Raw genomic sequence first — 17,545 nt, forward strand, 5'->3', positions numbered from 1 at the left:
GACACGCGCACGGTTCCGGCCTGAAGGGCCGCCCTTTGGGGACCGTTCAGGGTTTCGCGGGATGGGTGTCGTACCTACCCAGTATCGACAGAAGTTTTTGCGCTTGAGGGAGTCGCTATGAACCACCACCCGTCCCAGAACAGCCATCAGCCGGTCCCGGATTTCACCACCGGTGAAGGGCTGCGCGCGTTACTGATCGAGTTGAACGAACATGATGCGTGGGCGTCGAGCCCGGTCGCGGCGGAACTGATGATCTACGCCACACAGAAGTACACGCCGATCGCGAAAGCATGGCGTCGAGATCCCGCCGATGCCGCCTATGAGGCGTTCGTGGCGATGCGCCAGCGCACCACCTTGCGCGCTAATGACCCGTGGGCGGTGATCACCCGCGCCGTTGCGCTCGGCATCGCCGCCGAGGTGCACGCAGACCGCAACATGACCTCTCAAGACAAAGCACGCCGACCCTCGAAACGTCCCGGTGAAGAACCGATGCGGGCCGGGCACCACGAAGAGTTCTTCTACGACGTACACCCGCATGCTCATTCGTTGTATACCAGGCGGGATGTGGGCGAGGATCATTCGGTCGATCGGGTGATCCGCGCCACGAGCGTGTTCCTCGTCCTCACCGACTGGCCTGCCCGCCCCGTCGAGCAAGCAGTGGATTACATCGCTCACCGCATCACCGGATTATCGTCGGCGCACTCAGCGTTAGAGATCGTGTCGAAGGAGCGGCATATCGCGGTACGGCTCGGCTTCACTCCAGAAGCGTGGGCGGGCCTGGTGCGTCTGGTGGTCGGTACGCAGTCCAAGCGTCGAAAGCACGGCACCTTCGGCTTGTTCGCTCGTGTCCTCCTCGGCGATGAGATTGCTGACTTGCTGCGAGACGAGGTTCTGGTGGAATCGTCCCGCCGGATGGCTGCCGTACCTGACCTGGGAGAGGAGCAAGGGGGTGTGTCATGAGTCGCGGACATCTGGTGCTGGAGCATGCGATCGATGAGATCACCGAGGGCCATTCCTACCGTCGTGACCTCGGAGATCTTGAGGAACTGGCGGAGTCTATTCGCCGATTTGGACTGCTGTCACCGATCGTGATCACCAGCGGAAACGTGCTGATCTCTGGGAACAGACGTCTGGCAGTGATGCGAGACCTTGGACACCGTACCGTCCCGGTATGGGTCGTGCCCAGCGTTTCCGACAAGCTATCGACAGTGCTGGCAATTCAGGATGAGAACACGTTGCACAAGATACTCACCCCGATCGAGCAAGCCGAACTTTATGAGGAACTCAAAGCGCTCTACGCCGATGAAGCAGCCCGCCGTGAGGCCACTACCCGGTTTGGCTCAGACACACGTGATCAACGTCTTACACAGCACCCGGATGAGGCGAGTTCCTCGAGCATTGTGGGCGGGGGTGTTGATTCAACACCCCCGCCGCCTGGTCCGGTTACTGGGGGTGGGAAAGCGAGGGTGCAGGCAGCGAAAGCCGTGACGGGTCGGGATTCACACTCGATGCTCGACCAGGTGGTTGAGCTCAAACAGATTGCTGCAAGTGATGCTGAGCATCCTGAGATCCGCCAAGCCGCAGCCGAGGCGCTCCTGGAACTGAATGAGGACGGGAAAGTCAACGGCCGCTATCTACGTGTGAAGCTTCTGCAAGCGATCCACACCCTCAAACAGTGGGCACAAGGTCCGGACGAACCAGACCCTATTCGCGCGGCCGCATCTACGGAGCTTGAGCTCATCACCGCACAAGATCACCCCAAGGATGCGTTGAAAGAAGCGACGCGTGCGCTGGCGCGGCTCCGACAACTCCGCAAAGACATCACAGGTGCTCAGGTCGCGGGGTGGAAGGACGTGGATCCGTTACTGCGAGAAAAGCATGCGATCCGCAAACTCGTCGATCTGCTGCGTCGGGAGCACGGCTGGTGGGACCGCTATAGCCCGGCCGAGTTCGGCAAATACGCCGACGATGAGCAGTGGGACCTCGTCGCCACCTACATCACGTCAGCCTCAAGCTTTCTCGAGCAGGCACGGGTAGCCCGCGATACCGCACAGGGCCAGGGCTCCGAGGTGCCCGAAGTGCGCGTTGACGCAGCGGACGGGTAGCCGAGAAGGCTGGGGGTCTGGGCGGGCAGCGCACCTGATGGGTGACTCTGCCCGCCCTTCTTTCGTGTTTGGAGGCTTCTCATGTCTGTACCCGTTCTGGATGATCAGCAGCGCCGCAAGCGTCGCCTGATCATCGCCCTCACCGTCACCGGCCTTGTCATCGCGATCCTCGCCGGGATCGGTATCTACGGCCTCATCACCGGTCCCGCACCCCACGCCCCTTCCGAGAGCACACTGCCGGGCTCGTCGTCGACAGCACCGCCCACAAGCAAGGAGCCCGGAGAACCGAAACTGCCGAGACTTGCCCAGACGGATGACCCGGAGGTGTACGTTCGTTCGGTCGCTGAGGCGTTGTTCACGTGGGACACGTTCACGCTGCTGAATCCGTCGGATCACCGTGCGGTGTTGGTCGAGGACGCGGACCCCTCTGGCACCGAAACTCCGGGGCTGATCGCTGACCTCGACGGCTACTTCCCGTCCGCGTGGACGTGGCGGGATCTCGCCGAGTACCGCACCCGGCAGTCAATCGAGATCGACCGCATCTTCATCCCCTCCCAGTGGGACGAAGCCGTCACCGCCTCCGGTGGGCAAATCACGAAGGGCACCTACGCCTACACGGTCGAGGGCACCAGGGTGCGTGAGGGCGTCTGGTACGACGATCCGGTCGACAGCGCGCATGCGGTGGCGTTCACCGTGTTCGTGTCTTGTGAGCCGGTGTTTGACCGCTGTCATCTGCTCCGGCTGTCCGAACTCGACAACCCCCTCCGATAGAGCGGGGCGATCGTGAAGAAAGCAGCCATCGCCGCACTCGTGTTTGTTCTCCTCGCGCCGATGCTCGGGCTCCTGGGGATTGGGGTGGTCATGAACCCTGCGGTCACGAATCAGGCGAACTGTGTCGCCTCGGATGTGGTGCTCGGGCCGATCCCGGAGTCGCTCGAAGTGACGATGAAGGACGGGTATACGTTCACGCTGAACAAACAGCAGCTCACCCACGCCGGAACCATCATCACCACCGGCGCAATCATTCCTGGGGTGGGGCGGGATGGGATCCTCATCGCGTTGATGGCGGCACTGACGGAGTCCACGCTCCGGCAACTCGCGAACACCGGCACCTATCCCGAGTCCGGTGACTACCCGAATGACGGCAACGGATCCGATCACGACAGCCTGGGCATGTTCCAGATGCGCCCCCAGGCCGGATGGGGCACCGTCGCCGAGCTCATGGACACCACCTACCAAGCGAAGGCGTTCTTCGGCGGCCCAGACGGGCCGAACTATCCCTCACCGCGGGGGCTGCTGGACATTCCGGGGTGGCAGCAGATGGACAAGGGCGAAGCCGCCCAAGCCGTCGAAGTGTCCGCCTACCCAGACCGGTACCAGAACTATGAGCCCGTGGCGCGCACCATCCTCGACGCTCTCACCGTTCGCGGCAGCGGGAATGGCAGCGGCCCACCTGGGGATGCGGATATCCCTGAGACGAGCCGGTTGGTGTTTCCACTGCCGACCGGCACGTATGTGCGTACCTCGACATTCGGGCCGCGCACCGACCCGATCACAGGCGAGGCAAGTTTCCACTCCGGCACCGACTGGGCTGCCGCCGATGGCACAGCGATCTTCGCTCTCGCGGACGGGGTCGTGACCTATGCGGGCATGGTTGATGGGTATTCGGGCCAGATCACGATCGAGCACACCATCGGCGGGGAGAAAGTCGCAACGAAGTACATCCACATGTGGGCGCACGGCATCCACGTCACCGCAGGTGACCGCGTCATCGCGGGCCAGCACATTGGTGACGTTGGCAGCAGCGGCCATTCAACCGGCCCGCATCTGCACTTCCAAGTCCACCCCGGCGGAGCCGCATCACCCGCGGTCGATGCCGAGCCGTGGCTCGCCAAGCGCGGCGTAGAGGGCATTGAGGCCCCCGCAGGCGGCGGCCCCGGCTGCTCCTCCTGAGCGTGAGCGAGTGGGGCGGGTGGCGCACCTGACCGGTGCCTACCTGCCCCACTCACGTTTGGAGAACCACATGACCACCTCGCTTCTACTGGCTTTGCTTCCGGCCGAGAACGTCTATCCAGATCTGTCCGGGGTGGGAGGTCGCAGCACTCTGATCTCCATCGTCGGCGCGCTGCTCACGATCGTGCTCATTGTCTCCGTGCTGATGCTTGTCGTCTCCGCGGTCATCTGGGCGGTCTCGTCCTCGAATGGCAACCCCGGTGTCGCGGGGAAAGGTAAAGTCGGGGTCTTCGTTGCCCTCGGTGCCGCTGTCCTCGCCGGGGCCGGTGTCGCGTGGATGAACTTCCTCCTGAACCTCGGCGACACCCTCTAACACCGGGTATTCCAGGGCTTGGGGGCGGGTGTTTCGGGGGTCGCACCTGACGGGTGACCCGCACCGTCCCGGTGCGGGAGAACGCCTGTGAAGGAGCCCTCCATGCTTGCTGTCCTCGACACCCTCGCCACCGTCGCCGCAGTCCTGCCCGCGAACATCGACATCTCCCCGAACGACTCCGGCCTCCCCGGTATTAGCGCACTGCGCACCGTCGTCGGCGCAGTGATGACGATCGGGCTGATCCTGTCCGTCCTCGCTCTCATCGTCTCCGCGGTGGTGTGGGGGTTCGGGTCGAACTCTTCCAACCCGCATCTGGCCTCTAGGGGGAAGGTCGGGGTGCTGATCTCTTGCGGCGCGGCGATCATCACCGGCGCGAGCGTGACGCTCATCAACTTCTTCTGGAACGTCGGCCAGACCGTCTCCTAGCCCACCGCCTCTACCCATAGAAGGGAGGGGAACCCAGTGGCTGGAATCTGCGACGTCCCCATCATCAGCAACGTCTGCGACGCCGTCGGTGAAGGGGCCGCCACCCTCGTGGCAGCCCCTTTCGACTGGCTCGCACAAGCCATCGGGCAGGCCGCGTCCTGGATCTTCCAGGGCGTGTGGGCGCTGTTCGACTCCACCACCCTGGTCGATGTCACCGGGGCGGGCTACATCGGCGTGTACAACGTGATCTTCGGGATCGCGATCTTCATCATGCTGATCTTCTTCTGCCTCCAGCTCATCACCGGCCTCATCCGCCGCGACCCCACCGCCCTGTCCCGTGCAGCCCTGGGGCTCGCAAAGAGCGTGCTGGGGTCATTCCTGGTGATCACCCTCACCGCGACCCTGCTGGAGGTCGTCGATCAGCTCTCAATCGGGATCATCCAGGCCACCGGGACAACCTTGGAAGAGATGGGAGAGAAAATCGGGGTTCTCGTCGCCGGGCTCACCGCGATTAACCTCACCGCCCCCGGAGCAGGCGCGATCATCACGATCTTCCTCAGCTTCCTCGCGATCTGTGCGGCAGCGATCGTGTGGTTCTCACTGCTCATCCGGAAAGCACTGATCCTCGTCGCAGTGGTGATGGCTCCCATCGCCTTGTCAGGAGCGTCCTGGGATGCGACCAAGGGGTGGTTTGGGAAGTGGGCCTCGTTCGTGCTCGCGTTGATCTTCTCCAAGCTCGTGATCGTGGTGGTGTTCCTCGTCGCCATCAACCAGGTCAATGCCCCGATAGATCTGGACCTGTCCTCGATCGCGGATCCGATCGCGGGAATCGTGCTGATGTTCATCGCCGCGTTCGCCCCGTACATGGTGTACAAGTTCATCAGCTTCGTCGGCTTCGACATGTACCATGTCATGTCCGCCGAACAAGAATCAAAACAGGCCATGAACCGCCCCATGCCGCTGCCCGGAAAGCCGGAAGGTGCGGGTCCGCAGAAGGTCCTCGACGGCGGCAACAACAGCGGCAGCGGTGGTGGCGGGACTCCTCCGCCCCCATCTGGCAAACCTGCCACGCCTGCTGGAAGTGGCGGATCTGCGGCTGCTGGTGGGAGTGGTGCTGCCGCGGGCTCTGGCGGTGCGGCAGCCGGTTCCGGTGGTGGAGCGGCAGCAGCGGGTGGGGCCGGAGCAGGCGCTGCGGCAGGACCGATCGGGATCGCCGCCGTTGCTGGGGCGAAGATCGCCAAGGGCACTGCCGAAGCCGGTCCCAAACTCGGCGGCGCGATCGGCCGCACGGCAGACAACCATGCCGGAGCCGCGAGCGAAGCACAGACCCCACCACCCCCGCCGGACCGCTCCACACCGCCGCCGAGCACCCCGCCTTCGAGTACGCCGCCGAAGTCACCGCCAGCGAAACCCGCAGGCGGTGAAGCGCCGCCGCCACCGAAGCCTGCCCCGAAGTCCTGATGCAGCCCCGCACCTGAGAGGAGAAGAGGAAGAACGTCCGTCACGCGGGCGGTGACCCACACACGGGTTACCGCCCGCTCCTCGTTGTGTTCGTACCTGACCTGCGCACCCGTCGTCTTCAGGAGGAACCGCATGAGTACCGCATCTACCCAGAATGAGTTCGAACTGTCCCCGGTGAAGTTCTCCCGCCTCACCAAACGCGGCATCATCCTCGGACTCTCCCTCCCGCAAGTGATCGCTCTCTCCGTCGCAGTTGCTGTGTTTATTGCTTCTCTCTACACCGGCGGTCCTGCAGCGCTCTACACCGCACCCATCTGGGGCACCGCAGTAGCGCTCGCATGGGTGCCCGTCAGCGGACGGAAGCTCGGCGAATGGGTGCCCATCACCCTGCACTGGCTCCTCCGCAGCATCCTGAAGCAGAACCGGTACCGTCGCCGGATCGTCAAACCCCGCCCGGCCGGGACACTCGCGCTCCCCGGAGATGCGGCATCGCTGCGCCAGTATGAAGACCCAGAGACCGGGGCGGTCATGGTGCATGACCCACATGCTCAGACGTTGACGGCGCTGTTGGAGGTGACGCACCCGTCGTTCATCCTTCTCGACCCCGGAGAGCAGGAACGCCGCGTCCACGCCTGGGGCAGGGTGCTCTCCACCGCATGCCGATCCACCCGCATCGCACGCCTCCAAGTGCTCGAGCGCACCGTCCCTGACTCAGGGTCGGGGCTTGCGCAGTGGTGGGCCGAGCACGGCAACGACGACGACTCCTGGGTGGCGCGCACCTACCGGGAGCTCATCGACCGGGCAGGCCCCGCCGGGGAACGCCACATCTCCACCATTTCCCTGTCCCTTGATATGCGGGCGGCATCTCGCGCGATCCGCACCGCAGGCGGAAGCCTGAAAGGTGCAGCCGTCGTCTTGAAACAGGAAATGGATACTCTCACGACCGCGCTGCGCACGGCTGACCTGAAACCCTCCGAGTGGTACACCCCTGGCCATCTCGCGATCATGTTGCGCTCCGCCTACGACCCGGCGATCGCCGCGACCCTGGAACGCTCGGGCGAGATCGGGCAGGATCTCGCCGCTGCTGGCCCAGTAGCGGTCGAGGAAACGTGGGATGGGCTTCGCTCCGATAGCGCGCATCACGCGGTCTTGTGGATCAGCGAGTGGCCACGATCCCTCGTCTACCCAGGTTTCCTCGCACCCGTGCTCTTGTCTTCCGGGATCAGGCGAGCGTTCACGCTGCTGTGTGATCCGATCCGCTCCGACCAGGCCGCCCGCGATATCCGCAAGAAGAAAACCGAGTACATCTCAGACGCAGCACAGCGGCAGAAAGTCGGTCAGATCGAAGACGCACAACAGGCCGCCGAGTATCAAGATGTTCTCCAGCAAGAAGCAGACCTCACCAGTGGTCACGGCGTCCTCCGCTACACCGGACTCCTCGCAGTCTCCGCTCCCACTGCAGGCGACCTCGAAGCCGCAGTGTCCGCGATCGAACAAGCCGCGATCCAAGCCTCCTGCGAAACCCGACGACTGGTGGGGCAGCAGGCGCAAGCGTTCGTCGCGGCGGCGCTTCCCCTGTGTCGCGGGTTGTGAGGAGAAGGGCGTACCTAACTGGTGTTATTACATTCCCAGGTCAGGAAGGCCGAGACTCATGGCAACCTCAGAAAACCAGAGAAGGCTGTACTCCACTGTTCTCGTAGAGGACGGCACCGGCCGTAAGCAGCGTAAGGCTCGCGAACATGCCGCCCGGCAAGTCATCGTCCGTGAGCATGCCGAGCAGCGCGCGGCGGAGAAAGCGAAACTCACGACGGAACGTGCCGAGGCCCGTTCAACGAACTACCTCCCCAAGAGCGGCGAGCCAGGGCCCGCAGGATTGCGTTCGTATCGGCGATTCCGGGTGCCCGCGCATCAAGACACGTCAGCTGCTTTGCAGGGCGCGTACCCGTTCCTGGCTGAAGGAGGACTCGGGTCGCAGGGAGTGTTCGTCGGACAAGACATGTACTCCGGCGGATCATTCGTGTACGACCCGTGGGTGCTGTACCAGCGGGGCATCATTACCGCCCCGAACCTCGTCCTCGCGGGAATCGTCGGATCCGGGAAGTCATCGCTGGCGAAGAGCCTGTACACCCGGTCGATCCCGTTCGGACGTCGCGTGTATGTTCCCGGCGATCCAAAAGGGGAACACACCGCGGTCGCTGAAGCTGTCGGTGGGAAGGCGATCGTGCTCGGGCACGGCTTGAGGAACCGTCTGAATCCGCTCGACGAGGGTTACCGTCCCGCGGGGCTCTCAGACAGCGAATGGGCCTCCACGGTCGCATCCAGACGACGAGATCTGATCGGTGCCTTGGCGGAGACCGTGCTGGAACGATCTCTGTCCCCGTTGGAGCACACGGTGATCGATATCGCATTGCAGGCGGTGGTGTCATCGGCGTCGGTGCCGATCCTCCCCATGGTCGTCGACCACATCCTCAACCCCGGCCACGGAGATGATGAGCGGCTCGCGGAAGACGGCCGCATGGTCGGGCATGCGCTGCGTCGTCTCGTATCCGGTGACCTCGCAGGCCTCTTCGATGGGCCGTCGACGGTGACGTTCGACCCCACGCTGCCGATGATCACCCTCGACCTGTCCCGAGTGGTGGAGAACTCGACCCTGATCTCAGTTCTGATGACATGTTCATCGGCGTGGATGGAGTCCGCGCTGCTGGACCCCAATGGTGGGCAGCGGTGGGTGGTGTATGACGAGGCGTGGCGGCTGATGTCCCATCCCGCGCTCTTGAAGCGGATGGATGCGCATTGGCGGCTCGCCCGTCATTACGGGATCGCGAACCTGCTCATCTTCCACAAACTCACCGACCTCGACAACGTCGGCGACCAGGGCTCCGCCATGAGATCCCTCGCCAACAGTCTGCTTGCGAACGCGGAATCGCGGATCATCTACCGACAAGAATCCGACCAGATCGGAACCACCGGCAAGACCCTCGGACTCACCGGCACCGAGCAGAAGCTGCTCCCATCACTTGGTACTGGACAGGGCCTCTGGCGGATCAAGGAATCCAGTTACGTCGTGCAGCACCAACTCCACCCCGAGGAACTGCGAGCGTTCGATACGACCCAGCGGATGACCGGCGCTCCTCGGAGTCATGGAGTGTCGTCGTGATTGAGGACGAGGATGAGGACTTTGCGCAGCAGCAGAGTTCCCCAGAAGTGGTTAGCCCGCCAGGGCGGCTCACTGAAGAGGAGCTGTCGCAGAACATGATGGCGCTACACGACGGGATGGGAGCTCTTGGCCGGAAATACAACAAGCATGTGTTTCTGGCGTTCGAGGACCCGGTGACGTTCGGGGCCGGGCACTATGTCTTCTGCCCGTCGGAGGGGCGCGAGTCCCGGTTCGCAGTCACGGAGCTGTACACCGGCACCGACTGGCGAGACGACGAACGAGTCCCCACTTCCTGGTCGTGGGAATCGGAAGCTTATGTGCCGAGCACGGATGGCTCGTACCCATGGCAGACACTCGCTGAGGGGGAGATCGCCTCTGACGACTACCTGCAGCTGCTGCGAGTCGCCGAGAACTGGGCGGAAATCACGTACCGGCTCGCCGAACGCGCAGAAGCCCTCTCCACTGAGCCCGCGCGTCGGGACGATCTGGGGTGGTCGGGCAGGGTCGCACCTTCCTGGCATGAGCATTCGACGTTCCCGTCCCCGTAAACCTGCCCATCCCAGCACCACCGCAAGCGACACCGGTGTGGTGGTGCCTGCGGTGTTGCCGCAGATCCTCCTCGAAGCCGTCTCCGACGACCTGTTGATCGTGACCGTGAACGGTGACAAGCTCGCCGCCACCCCTGTCGCCCGCAATGATGCCGCTGCGACGGTCACCGAACTCGTCGCCTGTCTCGGATCGCCGACTCGGGTGGAGGTGAGGGAACTGGACGGCAGTACGCACGCCGACATCCTTACCCCGCCGCGGGAACAACCGAGGTCACGATTCGCGCCACCCGAACACGCCAAGGAACCAATGCAGGTTCCGGGCCTGGTGGAGTTCACCGCCGAAGGTTTCGTCCCCGGCGAAGATGTCGCTGTCGCGATCGTCCTGCGACACGCCTCCGCCGACCACACCGGTACGGCCCGCGCTCTCATCGATCGGAACGAAACCGCTCCGGTTCAAGGTGAGGTCGTCTTGTTGGGGCGGATCTCGGGCACGACCTCGGTGCAGCCGATCAACTAATGCTGCGCTACTCGTACCTGTTCTCCTGACCCCACCGCACCCATCTCTGGGGTCAGGAAGGTGCTTTCTTGTGTCTGGTCCTACACAGGCGAAACCCGCCAACGATCTGTTCATCAACCTCGCCCTCGGTCTGCTCGTCGCGGCTGCCGCGTTCACGGGGCTTCTGCGGGTTGCGGGGTCCGTCGTTGCGTTCCTGACGGACCTGCCGGAGCCTGCGGGTGGGTTCACTAGCGGGCTCGCCGTCCTCGCGCACCCCGCGGATCCGGGAACGGCGCTCGGAACTGAGGGGCTGAACCCGGTTCTCTATTGGATTGTCGTGTTCGTGTTCCTCGCCGTACTGGGTGCGGCGGGGTTCTTCGTTGCTCGGGCGATCTACCGTTCCCGGTCGAAGACTGATCCGCACCGGCTCGCAGGGACCGCGACCGCGACCGAGGTCACACGTGTGGCTTCGGCGAGGGCCCTGGTGAAGACGGCCGCGACGCTCCGCCCGTCGTTGACGGAGAGGCCTCGACCTGAGGAGGTCGGGTATCTGCTGGGGACGGCGAAGGGCGGGCAGGTGTGGGCGACGGTCGAGGACTCGATCCTCCTGATCGGTCCGCCACGTTCCGGGAAGGGTCTGCATGTGGTGATCAACGCGATCCTCGATGCTCCCGGAGCGGTCATCACCACCAGCACGCGTCCCGACAACCTCACCGCGACGCTGAAGGCCAGGGAACGCAAGGGGCCTGTCGCGGTCTTTGATCCGCAGCAGCTCGCGCCGGGTTTGCCTGCGGGGATGCGGTGGTCGCCGGTGCGGGGCTGTCAGGACCCGCTCACCGCGATGATCCGAGCGAAAGGCCTCGCCACCGCCACCGGATTCGGTGGCGTGCAAGACGCGGGCTTCTGGGAAGGGAAAACCACCGCCGCGATCCAAGGTCTCCTCCACGCGGCTGCCCTTGACGGGCGGGATGCGAAGACCCTCTACCAGTGGGCATTGAACCCGACCCTTGCGGCCGATGCTGTGCGTATCTTGTCGTCGCGTCCAGGGGCTGCGGAGGGGTGGGCCGACAGCTTGGACGCGATGGTGCAGGCAGATCCCCGCACCCGTGACTCGATCTGGCAAGGCGTGTCCCTCGCCTTTGCTGCTCTCGCCGACCCGCGCGTCCTCGACGCGGTCAGCCCTGCACCGGGTGAGGAGTTCGATCCCGAAGCATTCCTTCTCGGGAATGGGACCCTCTACCTACTCGCTACCGGTGCCGGGGCGGGGGCGTCGTCTGCGCTGGTCGCAGCGTTCATCGAAGACCTGGTGGAGACGGCACGCAAGATCGCCGCCCGTTCGCCCGGTGCACGGATGGACCCTCCTTTGCTGCTGGCTTTGGATGAGATCGGGAACCTTGCCCCGCTCCCATCACTGCCAACGCTGATGGCAGAAGGCGGCGGCACTGGCATCACCCCGCTACCCGTGTTGCAGTCACTTGCGCAGGCGCGGGAGAAGTGGGGCGAGAACCAAGCGAACGCGATATGGGATGCCTCGATCGTGAAGATCATCCTCGGCGGAGCATCCAACTCTCGCGATCTGCAGGACCTCGCCACGCTCATCGGTGACCGTGACGAAACCACCGACTCCATCACCACCGACGCATACGGCGCGCACTCCAGCCAACGCTCAATCCGCCGCGTCCCGATCCTCCCACCCGACGTGCTGCGGACCCTGCCGTTCGGGACCGGGGTGGTGATGCTCCGCACCGCACGCCCCATCATCACCACCCTCCGGCCCTGGCCAGCACGCCCAGACGCGAAACTGCTCCGCGTCGATCGCAGCGGGGTTGAGCAGGCTTTGCAGTCGAGCGGTGGCGCTGGCTAGCCTCTGGGCGGATGAGGGTCGTTGCCGTAGGAGTTCTTCTCACCGATGGTGCCGTCCATCTTGCGGATCGTGTGCTCGACCCCGCGGTCCTGCGCCATCTGTCGACCGACAGCCTGCTGCTCTGCTTTCGTGCCGCCCGCGTGGGCTGCACGACTGCTACCTTCCACCTTCGACTTCCACACGCCGTCTTCGTTGTACGTCGAGATATCACCCTTGGCCATGACTGCTCCTTTGCTCGCCACATCGGGCCGTCTGCCCGTGTATGGATTATCTCGGACGCCCCTGACATTCACGCCGAACCTGGTCCGCACCTATCTGGTGCCTCACCGTTTCGAGGCCTGAATCGATAGGAGTACCTGCTGATGAGTATCCGCACGAAGGAGTCCCTCTCCGGGTTCGTCGCCACCGATCCGGAGCTGACGTTCACGAGCAAGGGTGATGCCCGCGTCTATATGCGTGTCGGGCAGCCCCAGGCCAGGTTCGAGGAGGACGGGACGTTCATGCAGCTCGATCCGGAATTCACTGACCTGGTGATGTTCCGCAAGTCCGCCGAGCTCGCGCACGAGCAGTTCCGCAAGGGCGACAACTTCATCGCCGAAGGTGAAACCCGCACCTACACCGGGGACGACGGCACCGAGCGGGAACAGTTCATCGCTTCCCGCATCGGGCACGACAACAACATCACCCGCTACACCGTCGACCGCCGCAGCCCCGAACGCGAGACACCGCAGCATGAGGCTCCGGGCCGGGAGCGCGTGCAGCAGGCACTCGCGCAGCGCGAAGCAGACCTCGCCCCCGAACCACCCGCAGCAACCAGCACGGACCAGGCCCAGCGTGAAGCCGTTGCCCGCTGAACCCCTCAACGTGGGTGCGGCGGCACGGGCTCAGCCTGGTCGCCGCACCCGCCCCGCTTCTCGCTGCGCCACGGAAGTGGCGTGCGCTCTTTCAGGAGTAACCCATGACTGATCAGATGCCTCCGGACACCTCGGAGCCGGACTTCGATGACGTGAACCTCGATGATCTCCCTCCAGGAGTGGAGGAGAAGACTCGGGAGTTCGCGAAGCAGGCCTATGTGAACGATCTTGCGGCGGCGCTCGGGCAGGTGCCGCGCCCGATCAACTGGCGCAACCTGCCCCCAGCAGACCTCGAACACGAGCTCCTCGAGTTGAATGCTTGGGTCGACTGGCTCCGCCACACCTACGGCCTCCCCACCCAAGTCGTGCCCCCGATGTGGCACCGCCACCCCGAGCTGCTGTGGGAGCTTTCCGCTTTGAAGCAGCACTGGTTGTTCTGCTTCGATCCGCAAGCCAAAGGCAACCAAGCCCTCGCATGGCACCACGACTTCGCTATCACCCGTGAACGGCTGCGCGACTGGATCACGATCTCCGGCACGCGCCTGGACCGCGACCGTCCCACCCGCATCACCGCTTGGCCCGGCGGCGAAGCCGACGGCTGGACCGAACCCTCTACCGCAGAGATGCCGGTGGCTGAGCGGACGAAGGATTTCCTGGCGTTCGTTGAGGAGCAAGTCAAGGCGAGGACTGCCGAGCAGGATGCCGTGATCCGTCAGGTCATTGCTGATGAACAGCGAGGCCGTGATGGGTGACGGTATCTCGCGGGGTAAACCTCGGGCGTCGGATCGTTCGTTCGAGCTTCGGGTCGCCCATCGGGATCGCCCGAACATGACCGCGCTAACCGAGTTGTTCGTCCGGTTCACCCTAGCCGAAGCAAAAGTACGCCGTGCTTCTGAGCCCTCGCCCGTGGCGACTCGTCCCGAGGTGCTGAAGCCGGTCGGAGACTGGGACCGCACCGGTGAAGGAAGGTAACATCACAACCCGCCCACAATAGGTGGTGGCGGGGAGAACTATCGAAAGAGGCCCCGCCATGACATCTGTACTCGACGACGTCGCCCCCGTATCCGCTGCCGCCGAGAGCCTGCTTGCTCCGGCCGTGACATATCTTCGGGTGTCTACCAAGGAACAGGCCACCAAGGGTGGTCGGGACGAGGGGTTTTCGATCCCCGCGCAGCGAGCCGCGAATCACTCCAAGGCCGAATCGCTGGGAGCGGCGATCATCAAGGAGTTCGTTGACGCGGGTGAGTCAGCGAAGAAGGCTGACCGGCCAGCGCTTCGGGAGATGATCTCCTACGTCAAACGTCACAAGGTCGCCTACTGCATCGTCCATAAGGTCGACCGACTCGCCCGCAACCGTGCCGACGACGTCGAGATCCATCTGGCCCTCCGGGAAGCGGGGGTCATGTTGGTGTCGGCAACGGAGAACATCGACGAGACGCCGTCTGGGATGCTGCTGCACGGCATCATGTCTTCGATCGCGGAGTTCTACTCCGTCAACCTCGCCAACGAGGTCATGAAGGGTCTCGTGCAGAAGGCCTCGACCGGCGGCACCCCAATGCGTGCCCCGATCGGCTACCTCAACACCCTGCACCGTGACGAGCTCGGCCGCGAAGTGCGCGGGATCAAGCAAGACCCCCAGCGGGCACGCCTGGTCAAATGGGCATTCACCGCGTACGCGTCCGGGAACTACAGCCTCGCCAAGCTGCGCACCGAACTGACGAACAAAGGTCTTCGTGGTGTTCCGACTCCGAAACGCGCCGCGCGTCCTTTGGGTCTGTCGAGCGTGCATCGAATGCTGCAAAATCCTTACTACAAAGGTGATGTCGTCTACCGTGGTGTCCGCTATGACGGCGCGCACGAACGGCTCGTGGAACCAGAGGTTTGGTACCAGGTGCAGGCCGTACTGCGTTCCCACGCCCAGTCCGGGGTCCGCACCCAAAAACACGACCACTACCTGAAGGGCTCACTGTACTGCGGCAGGTGCAGGCAGCGGATGACAATCATTCACGCCAAGAATCGGCACGGCAACATCTACCCGTATTTCATCTGCCTGGGCCGTAACAACAAGCGCACCACCTGCGACATGCCCTACGCGCCCGTTGGCCGGGTCGAGAGGCTCGTCGCCGACTACTACCAGCGCATCACCCTTACCCCCGCAATGAGTGACGCACTGCAAGGCATGCTTATGCACGAGTTCGACCAGCTGACCGCAGGCACGAACCAGTCCATCCGTGACCTGACCGACCGCCGCAAGCAGATCCTCATCGAGCAAGACAAGCTCTTGGAGGCTCACCTTGCTGACGCGCTCACGCTCGAGCAGTTGAAGAAGTTCCAGACCAGATTACGCGCCGAACTCGACGGCATCGAAGCGCAGATCGCTGAACACCACAATGACTATCAGGGTGCACGCGACCTCATCGACGGTGCCCTCGAGCTCGCACGAGATTTCGCAGCTGTCTACGAGCGCTGCGATGACCAAAACAAGCGCCTCGCGAACCAGACGTTCTTCACCCGCATCTACCTGAACGAGAACTCGCAACTGAACGCCGACACCGCAGCACCGTTCGAGACGATCCTCGACGAGACCACCAAGCAGCAAGCCATCGCTTGGGCAGAGCAGCGCACCGCTAGCAATGAAAAGAGCGATGTTGTAACCCAGGACCTGTTTCTTCAGGCCCGGGTTACAACATCGCTCATTGGGTGCGCGAGGGGGGACTTGAACCCCCACGCCCTTGCGGGCACTGGCACCTGAAGCCAGCGCGTCTGCCAATTCCGCCACTCGCGCGAGTCGCTGCCACACTCCGACCGTGCGCGGTCGTTGCTTCGACAACCCCCATACACTACCAAGAACCGCGACTCAGGTGCAAAGCGAAGCCGCCGTTTCGCCGCGTTTGTTGGCCGCTGCCAGGCCGTTCCGAGTAGCATGCATAAGGCACGGCACATGACGACCATCGAGAAGGGAGGGCTCGTGGGCATCCTCGACAGCGTCGAACGCGGCCTCGAGCGCGCCGTCAACGGCGCCTTCGCCCGCACCTTCCGTTCGGGCGTGCAGCCGGTGGAGATCGCCTCGGCACTCAAACGTGAGCTCGACATCGGCGCGGTGATCGTCGACCGCGACCGCACGCTCGCCCCGAACAGCTTCTTGGTGCGCGTCTCGCAGACCGATGCCGAGCGCCTGCAGAAACTCGGCGACACTCTTGAGCGCGAACTCATCGCCGTCGTCACGAAGCATGCCCGCAGCCAGGGCTACCAGCTGCTCGGCGGCGCCGATGTCGAGGTGCGCGCCGACGACTCACTCACGACGGGGGTCCTCGAGGTCGACTCCTCACGCGTCGACGGTGCGGTCACCTGGAAGCCGGTCCTTGAAATCGACGGGAACCGGCACGAGCTGCGTCGCGGCACAACGGTCGTGGGCCGTGGCAGCGATGCCGATATACGCATCACCGACTCTGCTGCGTCGCGCAAGCACCTCGAGCTCATCTGGGACGGCAAGGCCGGTCTCGCACGCGATCTCGGCTCGACCAACGGCTCAAAGATCCAGGGTTCCCGGTTCCGCGAAGCCGCCCTGGCTCCCGGCACGGTCATCACCATTGGCCAGGCCAAACTCCGCTTCGAACTTGTTCCTGACCGCGCGAGCCGAAAGGGCGGCGCGGCCGCACCGGCTCCACGATCTACCCCGAGTCCGAGTTCCGGCGATGCCGCCGGCATCGAGGACGATTTCTGGAGGGGCCTGTGAGCGAACTGACCCTGATGATCCTGCGCATCGGCTTTCTGGTGCTGCTCTGGTTCTTCATCTTTGCGATCGTCTACGCCTTGCGCAGCGACCTGTTCGGCGCTCCCGTGCGCCGCATGAAGGACGAGAAGGGTGGCGGCTCCGGCGGTCCGTCGGTCGCCGCGGTCTCCGCTTCGCCGAGCGCGGCACTCCCGGCCAGCCCGGCCGCGAGTCCGGCAGCGAGCACGACCCTCCCCTCGGTTACTCCGAGCGGCGGCGCGCTCCCGTCCGCGGGTGGCAGCGGCCCGGCGAGAAACCTGGTCATCACGGATGGCATTGCCGCGGGCACTTCGATCCCGCTCGACGAAGACGTACTCACCATCGGTCGCAGCGGAGACTCGACTCTCGTCATCGTCGACGAATACACGTCGACCTATCACGCCCGCCTCAACCGTGTCGGCGACGGTTGGACCCTCACCGATCTCGACTCCACGAACGGCACCAAAGTCAGCGGATCCCGCATCACCAACTCGGTGCCTCTGCCCCCGTTCACCCCGGTCACCATCGGCACGACCACGTTCGAGCTGAGGCCCTGA

General features: G+C 64.1%; 19 protein-coding genes, 1 tRNA gene and 1 pseudogene. 17 read left to right on the forward strand and 4 right to left on the reverse strand.

Annotated elements, in window-relative coordinates:
* Positions 1–117: 117 nt before the first annotated feature.
* From ACUYV6_RS00480 to ACUYV6_RS00535, 12 genes are all read left to right on the forward strand, one after another.
* Entirely contained in the window at positions 118–960 is an 843-nt protein-coding gene (locus tag ACUYV6_RS00480; protein WP_449276689.1) for a hypothetical protein, read from the forward strand.
* On the forward strand, positions 957–2,105 hold the full coding sequence (locus ACUYV6_RS00485; RefSeq protein ID WP_449276690.1) for a ParB N-terminal domain-containing protein: 1,149 nt from the start codon (positions 957–959) through the stop codon (positions 2,103–2,105). The genes ACUYV6_RS00480 and ACUYV6_RS00485 overlap by 4 nt, the downstream gene beginning before the upstream one ends.
* 81 nt (positions 2,106–2,186) lie before the next feature.
* Positions 2,187–2,876 carry a hypothetical protein gene (locus ACUYV6_RS00490; protein WP_449276691.1) on the forward strand — a complete coding sequence of 230 codons (690 nt, stop codon included), beginning with the start codon at positions 2,187–2,189 and terminating at the stop codon, positions 2,874–2,876.
* Between the two features lie 12 nt (positions 2,877–2,888).
* Positions 2,889–4,058: a M23 family metallopeptidase gene (locus tag ACUYV6_RS00495; RefSeq protein ID WP_449276692.1), complete on the forward strand. Its 1,170-nt coding sequence runs from the start codon at positions 2,889–2,891 to the stop codon at positions 4,056–4,058.
* A 70-nt stretch (positions 4,059–4,128) separates the two neighbouring features.
* Positions 4,129–4,431: a DUF6112 family protein gene (locus ACUYV6_RS00500; protein ID WP_449276693.1), complete on the forward strand. Its 303-nt coding sequence runs from the start codon at positions 4,129–4,131 to the stop codon at positions 4,429–4,431.
* Positions 4,432–4,533: 102 nt separating this feature from the next.
* Positions 4,534–4,857, forward strand: a complete 324-nt coding sequence (locus tag ACUYV6_RS00505; RefSeq protein WP_449276694.1) for a DUF6112 family protein — start codon at positions 4,534–4,536, stop codon at positions 4,855–4,857.
* Between the two features lie 36 nt (positions 4,858–4,893).
* Positions 4,894–6,318 (forward strand): conjugal transfer protein TrbL, encoded by a 1,425-nt coding sequence (locus ACUYV6_RS00510; RefSeq protein ID WP_449276695.1) that lies wholly within the window; start codon positions 4,894–4,896, stop codon positions 6,316–6,318.
* A gap of 132 nt (positions 6,319–6,450) precedes the next feature.
* On the forward strand, positions 6,451–7,911 hold the full coding sequence (locus ACUYV6_RS00515; protein WP_449276696.1) for an SCO6880 family protein: 1,461 nt from the start codon (positions 6,451–6,453) through the stop codon (positions 7,909–7,911).
* Positions 7,912–7,969: 58 nt separating this feature from the next.
* A complete protein-coding gene (locus tag ACUYV6_RS00520) occupies positions 7,970–9,475 on the forward strand; it encodes an ATP-binding protein (protein ID WP_449276697.1) in 1,506 nt (501 codons plus the stop codon).
* Positions 9,472–10,023 (forward strand): hypothetical protein, encoded by a 552-nt coding sequence (locus ACUYV6_RS00525; protein ID WP_449276698.1) that lies wholly within the window; start codon positions 9,472–9,474, stop codon positions 10,021–10,023. Before ACUYV6_RS00520 ends, ACUYV6_RS00525 begins: the two co-directional genes overlap by 4 nt.
* Complete coding sequence (locus ACUYV6_RS00530; RefSeq protein WP_449276699.1) at positions 9,995–10,540, forward strand: hypothetical protein; 546 nt, start codon at positions 9,995–9,997, stop codon at positions 10,538–10,540. The genes ACUYV6_RS00525 and ACUYV6_RS00530 overlap by 29 nt, the downstream gene beginning before the upstream one ends.
* 70 nt (positions 10,541–10,610) lie before the next feature.
* A complete protein-coding gene (locus tag ACUYV6_RS00535; RefSeq protein ID WP_449276700.1) occupies positions 10,611–12,383 on the forward strand; it encodes a TraM recognition domain-containing protein in 1,773 nt (590 codons plus the stop codon).
* Here ACUYV6_RS00535 and ACUYV6_RS00540 read toward each other — a convergent pair.
* Positions 12,380–12,604, reverse strand: a complete 225-nt coding sequence (locus tag ACUYV6_RS00540; RefSeq protein WP_059062908.1) for a DUF2188 domain-containing protein — start codon at positions 12,602–12,604, stop codon at positions 12,380–12,382. The two genes, ACUYV6_RS00535 and ACUYV6_RS00540, sit on opposite strands and share 4 nt — an antisense overlap.
* A 141-nt stretch (positions 12,605–12,745) precedes the next feature.
* On the opposite strand from ACUYV6_RS00540, the gene ACUYV6_RS00545 reads away from it, so the two are divergent.
* From ACUYV6_RS00545 to ACUYV6_RS00555, 3 genes and pseudogenes are all read left to right on the forward strand, one after another.
* Positions 12,746–13,237 (forward strand): single-stranded DNA-binding protein, encoded by a 492-nt coding sequence (locus tag ACUYV6_RS00545; RefSeq protein ID WP_449276701.1) that lies wholly within the window; start codon positions 12,746–12,748, stop codon positions 13,235–13,237.
* A 104-nt stretch (positions 13,238–13,341) separates the two neighbouring features.
* Positions 13,342–13,989 (forward strand): hypothetical protein, encoded by a 648-nt coding sequence (locus ACUYV6_RS00550; protein ID WP_449276702.1) that lies wholly within the window; start codon positions 13,342–13,344, stop codon positions 13,987–13,989.
* Positions 13,990–14,267: 278 nt separating this feature from the next.
* Positions 14,268–15,311: pseudogene (locus ACUYV6_RS00555) on the forward strand (recombinase family protein); the annotation flags it as partial.
* On the opposite strand, the gene ACUYV6_RS00560 reads toward ACUYV6_RS00555, so the two are convergent.
* The 3 genes from ACUYV6_RS00560 to ACUYV6_RS00570 form a co-directional block, all read right to left on the reverse strand.
* Positions 15,201–15,509 (reverse strand): hypothetical protein, encoded by a 309-nt coding sequence (locus tag ACUYV6_RS00560; RefSeq protein WP_449276703.1) that lies wholly within the window; start codon positions 15,507–15,509, stop codon positions 15,201–15,203. The pseudogene ACUYV6_RS00555 and the gene ACUYV6_RS00560 overlap by 111 nt on opposite strands.
* 69 nt (positions 15,510–15,578) lie before the next feature.
* The gene (locus tag ACUYV6_RS00565) at positions 15,579–15,965 is read right to left on the reverse strand and encodes a hypothetical protein (RefSeq protein ID WP_449276704.1); all 387 of its coding nucleotides are present in this window, start codon (positions 15,963–15,965) and stop codon (positions 15,579–15,581) included.
* Positions 15,939–16,022: transfer RNA gene (locus ACUYV6_RS00570), tRNA-Leu, on the reverse strand. Before ACUYV6_RS00570 ends, ACUYV6_RS00565 begins: the two co-directional genes overlap by 27 nt.
* 183 nt (positions 16,023–16,205) lie before the next feature.
* Here ACUYV6_RS00570 and ACUYV6_RS00575 point away from each other — a divergent pair.
* On the forward strand, positions 16,206–16,973 hold the full coding sequence (locus ACUYV6_RS00575) for an FhaA domain-containing protein (RefSeq protein ID WP_449277134.1): 768 nt from the start codon (positions 16,206–16,208) through the stop codon (positions 16,971–16,973).
* Positions 16,970–17,545: an FHA domain-containing protein FhaB/FipA gene (locus tag ACUYV6_RS00580; protein WP_449276705.1), complete on the forward strand. Its 576-nt coding sequence runs from the start codon at positions 16,970–16,972 to the stop codon at positions 17,543–17,545. Before ACUYV6_RS00575 ends, ACUYV6_RS00580 begins: the two co-directional genes overlap by 4 nt.

The sequence above is a fragment of the Leucobacter sp. GX24907 genome, assembly GCF_053567335.1.